Source organism: Streptomyces sp. NPDC029466 (assembly GCF_055574515.1).
Genome location: NZ_JBVHZH010000045.1, coordinates 50,369 through 63,314 on the forward strand (window position 1 = coordinate 50,369; position 12,946 = coordinate 63,314).

10 protein-coding genes are annotated in these 12,946 nt (G+C 69.6%); 3 read left to right on the forward strand and 7 right to left on the reverse strand.

Features of this window, described 5'->3' with window-relative positions; translation table 11 throughout:
• Positions 1–100 precede the first annotated feature (100 nt).
• Both ACZ4XD_RS29440 and ACZ4XD_RS29445 read right to left on the reverse strand, forming a co-directional pair.
• Positions 101–550 (reverse strand): SRPBCC family protein, encoded by a 450-nt coding sequence (locus tag ACZ4XD_RS29440; protein WP_468046968.1) that lies wholly within the window; start codon positions 548–550, stop codon positions 101–103.
• Positions 551–1,032: 482 nt separating this feature from the next.
• Positions 1,033–1,200, reverse strand: coding sequence for a hypothetical protein (locus ACZ4XD_RS29445; RefSeq protein ID WP_468046970.1), 168 nt, complete (start codon positions 1,198–1,200; stop codon positions 1,033–1,035).
• 118 nt (positions 1,201–1,318) lie between these two features.
• Here ACZ4XD_RS29445 and ACZ4XD_RS29450 point away from each other — a divergent pair, with 118 nt between their 5' ends.
• Positions 1,319–1,534: a hypothetical protein gene (locus ACZ4XD_RS29450; protein WP_468046972.1), complete on the forward strand. Its 216-nt coding sequence runs from the start codon at positions 1,319–1,321 to the stop codon at positions 1,532–1,534.
• A 177-nt stretch (positions 1,535–1,711) separates the two neighbouring features.
• Positions 1,712–2,164 carry a VOC family protein gene (locus ACZ4XD_RS29455; RefSeq protein ID WP_468046974.1) on the forward strand — a complete coding sequence of 151 codons (453 nt, stop codon included), beginning with the start codon at positions 1,712–1,714 and terminating at the stop codon, positions 2,162–2,164.
• A 45-nt stretch (positions 2,165–2,209) separates the two neighbouring features.
• Here the strand turns inward: ACZ4XD_RS29455 and ACZ4XD_RS29460 are convergent, their stop codons facing one another.
• The 5 genes from ACZ4XD_RS29460 to ACZ4XD_RS29480 all read right to left on the reverse strand — a co-directional run bounded on the left by ACZ4XD_RS29460 (position 2,210) and on the right by ACZ4XD_RS29480 (position 8,297).
• Complete coding sequence (locus ACZ4XD_RS29460) at positions 2,210–2,752, reverse strand: GNAT family N-acetyltransferase (protein WP_468046976.1); 543 nt, start codon at positions 2,750–2,752, stop codon at positions 2,210–2,212.
• Between the two features lie 59 nt (positions 2,753–2,811).
• Entirely contained in the window at positions 2,812–3,399 is a 588-nt protein-coding gene (locus tag ACZ4XD_RS29465) for a Rieske (2Fe-2S) protein (protein ID WP_468046978.1), read from the reverse strand.
• A gap of 154 nt (positions 3,400–3,553) precedes the next feature.
• Complete coding sequence (locus tag ACZ4XD_RS29470) at positions 3,554–5,704, reverse strand: S9 family peptidase (protein ID WP_468046980.1); 2,151 nt, start codon at positions 5,702–5,704, stop codon at positions 3,554–3,556.
• A gap of 324 nt (positions 5,705–6,028) precedes the next feature.
• On the reverse strand, positions 6,029–6,826 hold the full coding sequence (locus ACZ4XD_RS29475) for a carbon-nitrogen hydrolase family protein (protein ID WP_468046982.1): 798 nt from the start codon (positions 6,824–6,826) through the stop codon (positions 6,029–6,031).
• Between the two features lie 58 nt (positions 6,827–6,884).
• Positions 6,885–8,297, reverse strand: coding sequence for a class I adenylate-forming enzyme family protein (locus ACZ4XD_RS29480; RefSeq protein WP_468046984.1), 1,413 nt, complete (start codon positions 8,295–8,297; stop codon positions 6,885–6,887).
• 1,817 nt (positions 8,298–10,114) lie between these two features.
• Between ACZ4XD_RS29480 and ACZ4XD_RS29485 the strand changes: the two genes are divergently transcribed.
• Positions 10,115–12,895, forward strand: coding sequence for a helix-turn-helix transcriptional regulator (locus ACZ4XD_RS29485; protein WP_468046986.1), 2,781 nt, complete (start codon positions 10,115–10,117; stop codon positions 12,893–12,895).
• The last annotated feature ends 51 nt before the right edge of the window (positions 12,896–12,946 follow it).

The window sequence follows — 12,946 nt, forward strand, 5'->3', positions numbered from 1 at the left end:
GACGCGTGTCCATGTCCGAGGCCGGCTCGGGCGGGTCTCCCATGGCGCCCAGCCGTCCCTCGCTGGGGAGCTGGGGAGCTGGGGAGCGCTTGATGCGGGACTACCGACGTTGCGTCAGCGCGGTGTCGGCGGCGTCGAGGATGTTGCGGAAGGTGCCGGTGATCACCGGCCTCGCGAGGTGGCGGGTGAGGAAGGCGCCGAGCAAGGGGACCGGGATCTCGGCGCGGGTGGTCCAGCGTACGTGGGTTCCGCCGTCGACCTCGGTGAAGGTCATGCGGCCGAGTTCGTGTCGGGACGGTGGCAGACTGCGTTCGACGACGTAGTCGGTGGCGTACGGCGGGTCGTAGTGGGTGATGCGTTCCCGGAACCAGCCGATCAGCCAGAGGTGGCTGCGCACCGCGCCGACGCCATACGGCGCGGACTCGCCGTGCCGGGTCAGGCGGCAGCGCAGAATCAGGGGCGAGGCCGTGTAGTTGGTGGTCGTGGTGAGCCAGGTGAACACGTCCTTGATCGGGGCGGCGATGACGCGTTCCACGGTCATGGTTTCCACGGCGGGTGACCTCCTCGGTCGAGTGGGAGCACCGTCTCGGCGCGGTGCAGCTTGTCCGGGTTGCGGATGCCGTAGAGGCCGGTGATCCGCAGGATGAAACACCGCTCGCTCGGTCGGATATCTCGTACGCGAGGGTGAACAGCAGCGGACGATGCTCGGTGGGCGGCGCTCGGTGCAGGCGTCCTCAGTCATGGCCTGACCCCACCACGAGCATGTGTCGATACCCCGGCATCACACGCGGGCCCCTTTCTTCGGCTGACCATCGAGACACCGCGCATCAGCGATCTGTGACAGTCCCGCCGTGGTGATTCGCTTCACAACGGGCGTTCAAGGATGCTGCGTTGCGTTACTGACCCTCAGGTCTCGGCCATGACCCGCCGGAGGCTGCGACGCCCGCCGGCCCCAGACGTGCGGGAGCCGCAACCCCTTGGGCAGGGTTGCGGCTCCGGCTCACCGGTATGGCACGGGACGTACCGGTGGGATCAGCAGGCGGTCGTGGTCTCCCAGGCGTAGAAGGTGGTGCCGCCGACCTCGTAGCAGGTGTCCTGGTTGGCGGGTGCCTTCCTGGTGTTGATGGTGGACCAGTTCGGCCCGCCTTCCGCGGCCGTCCGCCAGAATCCGGTCCACCAGAAGCCGGTGTATTTGGACATCGTCACATCGACTTCTCCGGTGGTCCCCGCCTTCACCCCCGGCGGTGCGTCCCGGCCGGTGTCGTGCCTGCCTGTCCAGCCCGGCGCGGGCCTTTGCCCTGTCTCTATAGTCGCGCCCATGGATAAGAGAAAGAGCGAAGAGCCCCAGGCCCCTCATACCGTGCGGGTCGCACTGTCGGTGGGCTGCACTTTATTGATTCTGGGACTGTTATGGGTCGCGGCGTGGAAGGTGGGGTGGTGGACTCCCGGCCTCGGGCTCCTGTCGGTGAAGGCGGCCGTCATGCTGTCGATGGGGCCCGCGGCCCTGGTCGCCTGGTTCGCCCGGCGGCGGTAGACCTTTCACGCCGGTGCGGGTGCACTGCCGTCGGTGCGTTCTGATGGTGTGTTGGCGGCCGGCCCGAGAGCTTCCTCGTCGGCCGCGACCGCGTCCCCCTCACCCGTGTCCATCCGCCGTCACAGGCAGCCATGCGTCACTATGTGCGGAAACATCCTCTTTGTCAGGAGGTCGCGCATGAGCCGTGATGATCTTCCCTATCCAGAGACCGGGCTGCTCCTCACCCACTTCCTGACGGTGGCCGACGTCGCCCGATCCCGCGCCTTCTACGCCGACGTTCTGGGCGGTGAAGTGGTCCTCGCCGAGAACCCCTGCATCGTCAAACTCGCCAACGGATGGATCATCATGAACCCCGGCGGCGGGCCGACCCCCGACAAGCCGGACGTCACCCTGCGCCCGCCCACCGAGCCGAACACGGTCAGCAGCTTCCTCAATATCCGCGTCGCCGACATCGAGGAATGCCACCGGCAGTGGAGCGCCAAGGGAGTCGAATTCCTCACCCCTCCGCTCGACCGCAAAGCGGAACTGCGCTGCTATCTGCGAGACCCCGACGGCTACCTCATCGAAGTAGGGCAAGCCACCGGCATGCGGAAGGGCGTCTTTGCCGACCCACCCGCCGGCAACGACTGATACCGGCGAGGCGAGACGGGACGAAGGAGATCCAGAAAAGGCGGGCTAGCCGTTCGAGTCCGGCTTCCATTCCTGGACGAGGAGCCCGAGCAGCACCTCATCCAGGAACTCGCCCATCACCCAGGCCGAGGAGCGCATCAGGCCCTCGCGCACGAAGCCGTTGCGCTCGGCGGAGCGCAGCATCGCCTCATTGTCCGACAGCGTCTCGATCTGGAGCCGTTGTAGGCCGCGCACGACGAAGCCGTAGTGGCAGAGCACCGCGACCACGTCGGTGCCGTAGCCCTTGCCGCGCGAGGACGGCAGCAGGCCCAACCCGATGTGCGCGGACCGGTGGTGATCGTCGATGCCCCACAGGTTCGCGGTCCCGACCAGCGTGCCGCCGTCCAGCTCCACCACGGAGAACGGGACGTGCCCCTGCTCCGTGTCGTCCACCACGAACTGCGAGTGTTTCGAGCCGGGTGTGAGCGGTCGCCATGGCCTGCCCTGGGCCCGCGCGGCGTTGACCACGTCGTCATGGAGCTCGGACTGCAGGACCGGGATGTCGTCCTCGTGCCGAGCTCTGAGCCCGACCTTGTTGCCCTTTAGCATGCAGGCTTCCTATCCGACCGGGCTCAATTGCGGCAAGCGAATAGCAGGCCGGCGCTGCGTCAGCCGAGGGTGACCGAGCCGCCCTTGACCGTCACCTTGGCGGGGGCCAGGCCCTTTGTGGCGGGGCCGGTCTTGACGCTGCCGTCGGTGATGTCGAACTTGCTGCCGTGGCACATGCAGTTGATGGTGCCGCCGGAGACCTCGCCGACGACGCAGCCCGCGTGGGTGCAGATCGCGGAGAACGCCTTGATGTCGCCGTCCTGGGGCTGGGTGACGACGACCTTCTCGCCCTTGAAGATCTTGCCGCCGCCCTTGGGGATCTCCGAGGTCTTGGCGAGGGTGGGGCCGCTGTCCCCACCGGCGGAACCGTCGGCCCCGCTCCCGCCGGTGCCGCCCGAACCGCTGTCGCCGCCTCCGCCGCTCGTCTCCGGGGCGGCCTGATCGTCACCCGCGGCCTTGGACTCCCCGCTCCCCGCATCCGACATGCTGCCGCCGCAGGCCGCCAGCGCTGCCGTGAGGCCGGCCGCCCCGACCGCCGCGACGACCGCCCGCCGCCCCGTCCCGCGTCCCGCCGGCGCCGGGCCGGTCTCCTCCGCTGCGGTCACCGCTGCGGTCTCCGTCCGCTCCGACGCTGCCTGTCGAGCCATGGTGTGCCTCCGGTTCTTGGTGGTGCCTTCGGTGCGCGATGTGCTCCATGGACGTTGCACAAGGTCCATACGGAGCCACCGCCCGGAGCGTTCAATGCGGGGTGTGTCATCCGTGGGAGCGGGCCACGGGCGGCGGCCCGTGACCCCACCCCCGTCAGTCCTTGCCGGTGCCCTTCTCCAACGCGCCCCTCAGGAAGTCCCGCTGGAAATACAGCAGTTGTGCGTTGACCGCGTCGTCGGCCGGGAGATGGGTGGCGCCGGGCAGCGGCAGGACACTGTGGGGTTTGCCCGCCGCGAGCAGTTCCGCCGAGAAGCGGAGGGTGTGCGCGGCCGCCACATTGTCGTCCGCGAGGCCGTGCACCAGCAGCAGCGGGCGGCTCAGCAGATGGCCGTGGCCGATCAGGGAGGTGCGCTCATAGTTTTCCGGCTGCTCCTCCGGGTGGCCCAGGTAGCGCTCCTTCCAGTGGGTGTCGTACATCCGCATGTCGGTGGGCGGGGCACCGGCGACCGCCGCGTGGAAGATCTCGGGGTGGTACAGCACCGCGGCCGCGGCCAGGAACCCGCCGAAGGACCAGCCGCGGATCGCCACCCGCGTCAGATCCAGGTCGCCGCAGTGCGCCGCGGCCGCCCGCAGCGCGTCCACCTGGTCTTCCAGCGCCGGGCCGAGCTGGTCGCCGTGAATGGTCTTCTCCCAGGCCGGGCCACGGTTCGGGGTCCCGCGTCCGTCGACCACCAGCACCGCGAACCCCTGCTCGGCGAACCACTGCGACACACAGGTGAACCATCCCCGGGCCCGTCCCACGAGTTGCATGGCCGGCCCCCCGTACGGGTCGAGGAGGACCGGAAGCTTTCCGGTGCCCTCCTCGTGCCACGACGGCAGGTAGAGGGCGCCGCGCAACTTCCGTTCGCCGAGCGTCAGATGGACCGGTCGTGGGGTGATCGACGGTTCCTCGGCGAGCGAGGTGAGGGCCTGGTACGGCGGGTCCCCGGCAGCCCCGGCAGCCCCGGCAGCCCCGTCCCCCCGCAGTACGCCCGCCTCGTTGCCCCGTGGGGTCAGGCCCGCCAGGACGACCGTGCCGCCCCGCGCCGCCCCCGTGTATCTGCCGGGCTCCCGGCTCAGCCGGCGGAGGCCGCGGCCGGGCTCATGGCACCACACATGGGTCTCCAGCGGGTCGTCGCTCGCGGTGAACAGCACCCGCTCGCCCTCGACCCCGAGGACCGCGCCCAGCTGTAGCCCTTCCGGGGTGACCCGGAGGCCGCCGACGGTCAGATAGCGGGTGTCGCCCTCGTCCTCCGGGAGCACCAGGGCGCCCGACGCCGTACGGGCCGGGGTTCCCTCGGTGAGCTCCACCCAGGCCGGGTCGGTCCGCTCATGGAGCACTTCGGTGGCACCGGTCTCCGGATCGACCGCGAGCGTGCGGACTATGCGCTGGTCGCGGCTCTGCACGGCGACGAACGGACCATGCGCGTCCCAGCCGGCCGCCACGACGTACTCGTACGCCTTGCGGTCCCACTCCACCTCGACCCGGTCGCCCTCCAGAGAGCGGAGCTCCAGGCTGACCTCCGCATTCGCGGTGCCGGCCGCCGGGTAGCGGATCGCCTGCGGCGGCTTCGTCGGGTCGGCCGGATCGCTGATGTAACGCCGTTCCACGGGGCTGGTGTCGACCCTGGCCACCAGGACGCGGCGGCTGTCCGGCGCCCACCAGTAGCCGCGCGACCGCTGCATGGATTCGGCGGCGGCGTACTCGGCGAGCCCGTAGGAGATCTCCGGGCCCTCCGCACGGGCCAGCTGCCGGTCGGCGCCGGTCAGATCGACGACGTGGAAGCAGCGGCGGCTCACATAGGCGATGTACCGGCCGTCGGGGGAGGGGCGGGGGTCGACCACCGGACCGGCCGCGGGGACGGAGAACGGTGTGCCGCCGTCGGTACGCACCGCCCACAGGGCCCCCGACAGCGCGAACGCCACCAGACGGGCCGCATCATCCGTCGCGTACGACACCACTCCCACCGAACGCTCACGGGCCCGCTCCCGGCGCAGCCTCTCCTCCTCGGGGACCGCCCCGGAACCGGCCCCTACCAGGAGCGCCGGATCGGCCAACAGCTTTTCCGCCCCGTCCTCGTACTGCCACAGCCGGCCCACCGGATCAGTACCCGAGCCCGTACGGACGAAGAGCACCCGACGGCCATCGGGGGAGACGGTGAAATGCCGGGGCACGCCGAGGGAGAAGCGGCGGCTGCGGGCGAACTGGCGGGGAAAATCAGCGGAGTTCGTGGACTGCTCAGGGGGCAGGGTGCTGCTGTGCAAGATGCTGTCCTCCAGATGCTGAGGGCGTTACGGTCTGCGGCGGTCCCGGGGCACGGCAAGAACCTAGGCATATTCCGGGTTCAGGGAACAGGCCCGGCTGTGAGGTGTGGACCGGTGCAGCACTGAGCGCCGGTATCGGACCGGGCGCAGAGGGAAGAAGAGCCGGCGACGGGACGAGGCCGTTGCCGTGGTGGTGCGGAAGGTGGCCGAAGAAGTGTCGGCGCCGGGCTGTGCCGCCGTGCGTGCGGGCGGCCGCTCCCGGAGACCGTCGGAGCCGACGGTCTTGGTACTTCTATCACACGCGGGGAGTGCTCTGCCCCGCGGTCAGCCCCCGTACAGCTCCGGGCGGCGGTCGCTGAGGTAGGTCGTGGTGCGGCGCGCCGAGGCCAGGGTGGTGGGGTCCACCTCGCCGAACAGCAGCTGGTCCCCGTCGGAGGCGGCGGCGGGGTCGAGGGACTGCACCGTGCCGTCGGGGGCGGCGAGGGTGGTCCGGCCGCAGAAACGGAGGCCGCCGTGCTCGCCGGTCCAGTTGGCGTAGGCGACGTAGAGCTGACTCTCGAAGGCGCGGGCGGGTACGAGGGTCCGGGCGACGAAATCCCAGGGGCTCATCAGGCCCGTGGGGACCAGCAGCAGATCCGTGCCCGCGAGCGCGTGGGCCCGTACGGCCTCGGGGAACTCGACGTCGTAGCAGATCAGCATGCCCACCGTCAGGCCCCCCAGGGATGCCTGGACCACGCCGCTGCCGCCCGGGGTGAACAGCTCGTGCTCGGCCCGGCCGTAGAGATGTGCCTTGCGGTAGACGGCCAGCGGCCGCCCGTCCCGGCCGACGAGCCGCACCGCGTTGTAGAGGTGTGCACCGTCCCGCTCGGGCCAGCCGTGCGCCATCGCGATGCCGGCTTCCCGCGCGATCTCGGAGACCGCGGCGCACTGCGGCCCTTCCGCGGTGCCGGCCGACTGCGCGAGGGCCGTGTGCAGGAGCGGATAGCCGCCGATGGTCATCTCGGGAGCGAGCAGCAGCTCGGCGCCCTCGGCGGCCGCCTTGCCCGCGGCGTCCCGCAGCCTGTCGAGGGTCTGCGGGAGGTCCGTCGGGCCACAGACGGTCTGAAGACAGGCGATCTTCACTGCGTACGTCCTCCGGGGATGACACCCGCCGGCGGTGCCGGTGCCGCCGGCGGCGAGCTCACCGGCCGCGGGCTCGGGCGAGATGCTCCAACTGCCGTTTGTCCGGCTTGCCGTTGCGGTTGAGCGGGAAGTGTTCGAGCACGACAACCCGGTCGGGGTGCTCGTAGGCGGCCAGCATGCCACAGAGCCGCTCGCGCCAGTACGCGTCCTCCTGGCCCTTGTCGTCCTCCACGAAGAAGACGAGCTGGGCGCCGCGCCGCTCGTCGGGCAGGGCGACGATCCTGACGGAGCAGCCCTGTGACGCCACGCTGCGTTCGATCAGTTCGGGGTAGAGGGTGTACCCCTTGCGGTGCACCGCGTACTTGCGGCCGAGGACGATGAGATTGCCATCCGCGTCGAGCCGGCCGAGATCGCCGGTGCGCTGCCAGCCCTGGGGGGCGGGCTGGAGGGTGCCGTCCTCGGCGAGATAACCCTCCAGTGCGTCGGGGGTGTTCACCTCCACCTCGCCGGGCTCGCCCGTGGGGACCGCCCGGCCCTCGTCGTCGACGACGCGCACCCGGATACCGTCCATCGCCTGCCCGCACGCCACCGGGTTGTCCGGCGTCGCGAAGGCGATATTGCCCAGCTCCGTGCTGCCGTAGCTGTCCAGCAGCGGCCGTCCGAACTCCGCCTCGTACTGCCCGACCAGCGGATCGTCCAGGGGGGCCGCGCCGACGCAGAACATCCGCGCCCGCGCCAGCCCGGGGCGCAGACTCGGCTTCCGCGAGGCGAGGTTGAGCATGCTGCGGTAGCTGGACGGGGTGGCGTCGATGACCGTGACGCCTGACTCCTCCGCCATCAGCAGGGCGCGGTCCAGCCGCCGGTACGGGGCGATCACCAGCGAGCACCGTTTCAGCCAGGCGATCAGCACCATGGAGAGGCCGTACTGGTGGGCGAACGGCAGCAGCGGCAGCAGGACGTCGTCCTCCCGATGTCCGACCTGTGCCGCGTTCCGTTCGAGGTTCTTCAGGAACTTGCGGCCGGACTTGACCACACCCTTGGGGGTGCCGGTCGAGCCGGAGGTCCACATGATCAGGCCGTCGGGGAGCTCGCACCAGGCGTCGACGGTCAGCCGCTCGCCCGCGACCTGCCGGCCGGCGGCGGACACCAGCAACTCGTAGAGATGCACGGCCTCCTGGCTGATGTCGAGCGGCGAGTCCTCGTCACTGAGGACCAGCTTGGTACCGGTCCGCAGGATGATCCGACGGGTCGGCTCCGCATGCTCCTGCTGGTCGACCAGCACGATCGAGGCGCCTATGTGCATCAGTCCGAGCAGCGTGGCCACCCAGGCGGGCGAGTTGCCGGCCTTGAGCATGACCCGGTCCCCGGGGCCGACGCCCCGCTCGCCGAGCACCTGCGCGATGCGGAGTGCGTCCTGCTCGAATTCGGACAGGGTCCGCACCGAGTCAGGGGCAAAGATCTTTGCGTTCACTGGTCGCACGCTTCCTTCCTCGTGGGCAGACCTCACATGCGGCATCACTACGGAAAACCTGCGGGAGCCGCCCAGCCGACAGGGCAGGGCACGTGCCTCACCTACGGCGAGTCTGGAAGCGGGGGCGCGGGGAGGGAACCCTTATCCGCACCCCTAAGGTCCCTTCTCTTGCCGCCCCGGACTCGTGGCGTTCCGGTCGGAATTCCGTTGCGGGCCGGGCCCACCAGGGACGTTGCGCGGAGTGCAGCGGGTATCGGCGTCGCCGCGCGCCAAGGCATCCGGCGAATGAGGGGAGAGCGGCGTGCGCGCGGTCGTGTGCGCCGTGGCCTGCCCGCCGTCACCGCGGCCTTCGAGGTGTCACCGCGGAGGGCAGCATGCTTGATCTTGCTTTCGCTGAGCAATTCCGCCTGCCGGTTTTCCGCGTGGTTCACCTTCCTGCCCGGCGGCCGTGATACGTCGCGCCGCGCCCCTCCCGGTAATTCCTTTCGGCCATCTTCCGCCTTACCGGCTCAGACGCCCGTGCACCGCCCCTGGCCTCCTTCGTAGCGCGACCCGTGCCGGCGTCGGGCCGGCGGCACGAGCTGGCTTTTGCGGGTTACTCACAGGTCAGTTCTGCACTTACTCTGGGTAGCGCCGCATGTACGAGAGTCAAGGCAGGGTCAAGCACTGCCACGTCAACTTCCCTCGCCCTGCCGCGGATTGTGCCGATGGGTGGGGCGGTCAGGGCGTGACGGTGCGGAGAAGTGTCCCGCCGGTCGAGGGGAGTCATGTGCTGCTGCTCATCCCCCGGGCGTTGCCGGAGTTTCGGCCGGTGGGCTGCGCTGATGGTGCGCGGCCTCCTATTGGTTGCTCAGGCGCACTTTTACGTGACTCATACTCAGGAAGCCTTGCGGAAGGCAGGGAAGGCCGAGAAGCGCGGTCGGTGCGTCGTGTGAACATCTGGCGGCGTTGCGTCGTCGACCGCCAGTGGAAGCGGTAGTTCCGGTGGTCGAACGCGGTGTTCCGGATGGCCCGGGCGGTTCCTGTTTGCGCAGGTAGCAGCAATGTGAACTGCGGAATAATGAATTCCGTGACGGTCCACCGGCTCCCGGAACCTGAAATTCCGTGGCGGTCTGGCCCGGGGCGGATGCCAAAATTCGCGAGAATGTCACGCCGGCCGGTGGCGTACACTTAGTGCCCTCGATGTGACTGCCGTCACGTCGGACCCGCTTGAACCCCAGGGGGGTGATCGTTCATATTATGGCGGTAGTGCCTTTGCGACATAAAAACGCCGACTTTAATGTCTCTTGATATTCTCTGACCTGGATTTCAAGTGCACATTTTCGGCATCCGGAGGGCCGGGCTTCCTGCCGGAAATCCGCTTTCCGTGCGCTTTTGAGTTGGAATTTCCACCCCCGCGGTGAGCATCATGCGGCGTGGAATCGTGCCTCCGGAGGCGAGGTCGCCTTCTTGCTTTGTGTGATTTCTGAGATGCGATATTGACTCCTGAGTCAAGTTTTACAACTGCGGTTGATCAACGTTTGCCGAATTTACTCGGCGGTCAGATTTCAGCTGCGTGCTCGGTGTGAAATCAACACCTCTTCATTGCTGGATCCTTATGCCTCGTGCGCACTCCGGGGATCCGGACCGGCGGGGTGACCTGTTTTTCAGACGGCGGGAAAATGTTGATGACCATGAGTGTTCCGGTGAGCGGTGTGGCGCTCGCGCCGCCCGGCACCGCCGTCGTCCAAGTGAATCGTGTGGGGAATGTGCATTGCCCCGGGCAGGAGAGGTACGTCCGGGGTTCTTCTTCGGGGAGGAAGAGCTGCATGGGGTTAGTGGAACGAGAAGCAGTGCTGTCGGAGCTGCGCGCCGCATTGAGTGACAGCGCCAAAGGGTCCGGCAAGGTAGCGGTGCTACGAGGGGGAATCGCCAGCGGTAAGACGGCCCTGCTCAGGGCGTTCGAGGAGCATGCGGTAGCGGCCGGCGCCACGCTGTTGCGGGCCTCGGGCGCGCCCACTGAGCAATCGCTCCGCTTCGGTGTGATCGAGCAGTTCCTCAGCGGGGCGACCACCCCGCCGGAAGCCGCTGAAACGCTGTCCCGACTGGCCGGCCTGACCACGCCCCAGGTGGGGAGCGAAGCACCGTCCTCCGCGCAGTCCGGGACCAGGGCCGCGCACGACCTGTGCGTCGGGCTGCTCGAACTGAGCAGGCAGGGGCCGTTGGTGATCACCGTGGACGATCACCAGTTCGCCGACAGCGCCTCGCTGCACGTGCTGACCTACCTCCAGCACCGGATCGGCACCGCGCGGGTGCTGCTGCTGCTCAGCCAGGGGACCGAACCGCCGTCCGAGCTGGTCGCCGAGGCGCTCAGGCAGCCGTACTCCCGGCAGTTCACGCTGTCCCCGCTGTCCCCGGAAGGGGTCGGGCAGCTTCTCGCGCAGCGGCTGGACCCCTCGGTCGCCGATCAGCAGACACCCGGCAGTTACGCCGTGACCGGTGGCAATCCCCTGCTGACGCACGCCCTGATCGACGACAGTCTGGCCCCCGACCAGGAAGCGGCCGCCGGAGCGGCGGTCGAACCGGTCGCCGGGCCGGCCTTCACCAGGGCCGTGCTGGCGATCCTGCGTCGCGGCGGCCCGCAACTGCTGCGGACGGCGCGGGCGGTCGCGGTGCTCGGCGAGTTCGCCGCCCCCGCGCTGCTGGCCCGCTTCCTGGACGTCCGGCCGTCGGTCGTGGGCGGTGCGCTGGAAACCCTGGAACTGGCGGGGCTGACCACCGACAACCAGTTCCGCTACCACGGCACCCGGACCGCCGTACTGGACGAACTCACGCCCGAGGAGCGTTCCGCACTGAACCGCCGCGCGGCCGAGCTGCTGCACCACGACGGCGTGGCTCCCTCGGACGTGGTGGGCTACCTGCTGGCCGCCGGCGAGGCCGACGAGCCCTGGGCCGTGCGGGTGCTGCATGCCGCCGCCGACCAGGCGCTGGCCCACGCGGAGCAGGCGCTGGCGGGCGGCAAGGTGGCGGAGGCCGTGCAGTACCTGGAGTTCGCCAGCCGTTCCTGCGGCGACGAGCACAAGCGCGCCATGCTCACCGCGCGGCTCGCCTGGGTGCAGTGGACGATCAGCCCCGCGGCCGCGACCCGGCACCACGGCCCCTTGCAGACGGCGCTGGAGAAGGAGTTGCTCAGCTGCCGTGAGGTGATGCGGCTGGTCCGTTCGCTGGCATGGCACGGCCGCCCCGAGGAAGCGGTGCGCGCGCTGCAATGCGTGGGCTCGCTGCCCGAGGGCGAGGGCTCCCGCGATCCGGCGGAACGGAGACTGACCCGCCAGTGGCTCGCCCGCTGGCATCCGCAGATCTTCGCCCAGGTCGAACGGCACGCCGCGATGGCCGAACCCATGAGTTCCCCGGGCCCGGTGCGCCGGCCACACACCGCCGTTCTTCCCCGTGGCACCGCGAACGTCCCGGCCGTGGACGGGCCCGAGCAGGTGCTGCAAAGGGCCCGGGTCCGGGAGACCCCGCTGGCATCCGTGATCTCCGCGCTCCATGAACTCCTCGCTGCCGAGCGGTTCGAGCGCGCGATGTACTGGTGCAATGAGCTGCTCCAGAAGGCCGAGGGCCAGCATGCCGCCGCATGGCGCGGGGTGCTGCTGGACACCAGGGCCGCGGTCAGCCTCCGGCTCGGTGATCTGGCCGATGCGGAACGGGACGCTTGCAGCGCTCTGACGGCCCTCTCCGCGCGCAGCTGGGGCGTGGCGATCGGTTCACCGCTGTCGCACGCGGTACACGCCGCGACGATGCGCGGCCATTTCGCCCGGGCCGAGGTATTCCTCGACCACATGATCCCGCAGTCCATGATGGACACCCGTTACGGGCTCCAGTACCGGACGGCGCGGGGGCATTTCCATCTCGCGACGGACCGGCCGCATGCCGCGCTGGAGGATTTCGAGGCGGTGGGTGATCTCGTGGTCAAGTGGAAGCTTGATCACCCGATGGCGCTGCCCTGGCGCGGGGACCTGGCCCAGGCCCTGGTCCGGGTGGGTCAGACCGACCGGGCCAGGGAGCTCATCAAGGATCAACTCCGCCTGATCGGGCCGGACTCCACCCGGATGCGCGGGATCTCCCTCGGCATTCTCGCCTCGGTCAGCGACCTCAAACAGCGACTGCCGCTGCTCGGCGAGGTGGTCGATCTGTTGCAGGCCGGTGGGGACCGCTACCAGCTGGCTCAGGCGTTCGTCGAACTCGGCCAGGTCTGGCAGATCCTCGGCAAATTGGACCGGGCCCAGCTGATCCGGCGCCGGGCGCTGCAGCTCGCCAAGAGCTGCCATGCCGAGCAGCTGTCCCATCAGCTGCTCGCCACCAGGGAGCCGCTGAACAGTGAGCCGGCCACCAGCCAGTGGGAGGACGCCGAGGGCATGGCCGTGCTGAGCGAGGCCGAGCGCCGGGTGGCCGCGCTCGCCGCGCTGGGGCGGACGAACCGGGAGATCGGCCGGAAGCTGCACATCACCGTGAGCACCGTGGAGCAGCATCTGACGAGGGTGTACCGGAAGCTGAACATCAAGCGCCGGGCGGATCTGCCGGTCGGGCTCCCGGCGGATATCGCGGATATCGCCTGACCGACGGGGGACACGGCGCCAACGTCCGGGCGCAGGAGGGGAGTCGAAGCC

What these genes read in the sequence shown, in the direction of transcription:
- ACZ4XD_RS29445 (WP_468046970.1), bottom strand. Translation starts at nt 1,200, where the DNA reads ATGTCCAAATACACCGGCTTCTGGTGGACCGGATTCTGGCGGACGGCC.
- ACZ4XD_RS29450 (WP_468046972.1), top strand. Translation starts at nt 1,319, where the DNA reads ATGGATAAGAGAAAGAGCGAAGAGCCCCAGGCCCCTCATACCGTGCGG.
- ACZ4XD_RS29455 (WP_468046974.1), top strand. Translation starts at nt 1,712, where the DNA reads ATGAGCCGTGATGATCTTCCCTATCCAGAGACCGGGCTGCTCCTCACC.
- ACZ4XD_RS29460 (WP_468046976.1), bottom strand. Translation starts at nt 2,752, where the DNA reads ATGCTAAAGGGCAACAAGGTCGGGCTCAGAGCTCGGCACGAGGACGAC.
- ACZ4XD_RS29465 (WP_468046978.1), bottom strand. Translation starts at nt 3,399, where the DNA reads ATGGCTCGACAGGCAGCGTCGGAGCGGACGGAGACCGCAGCGGTGACC.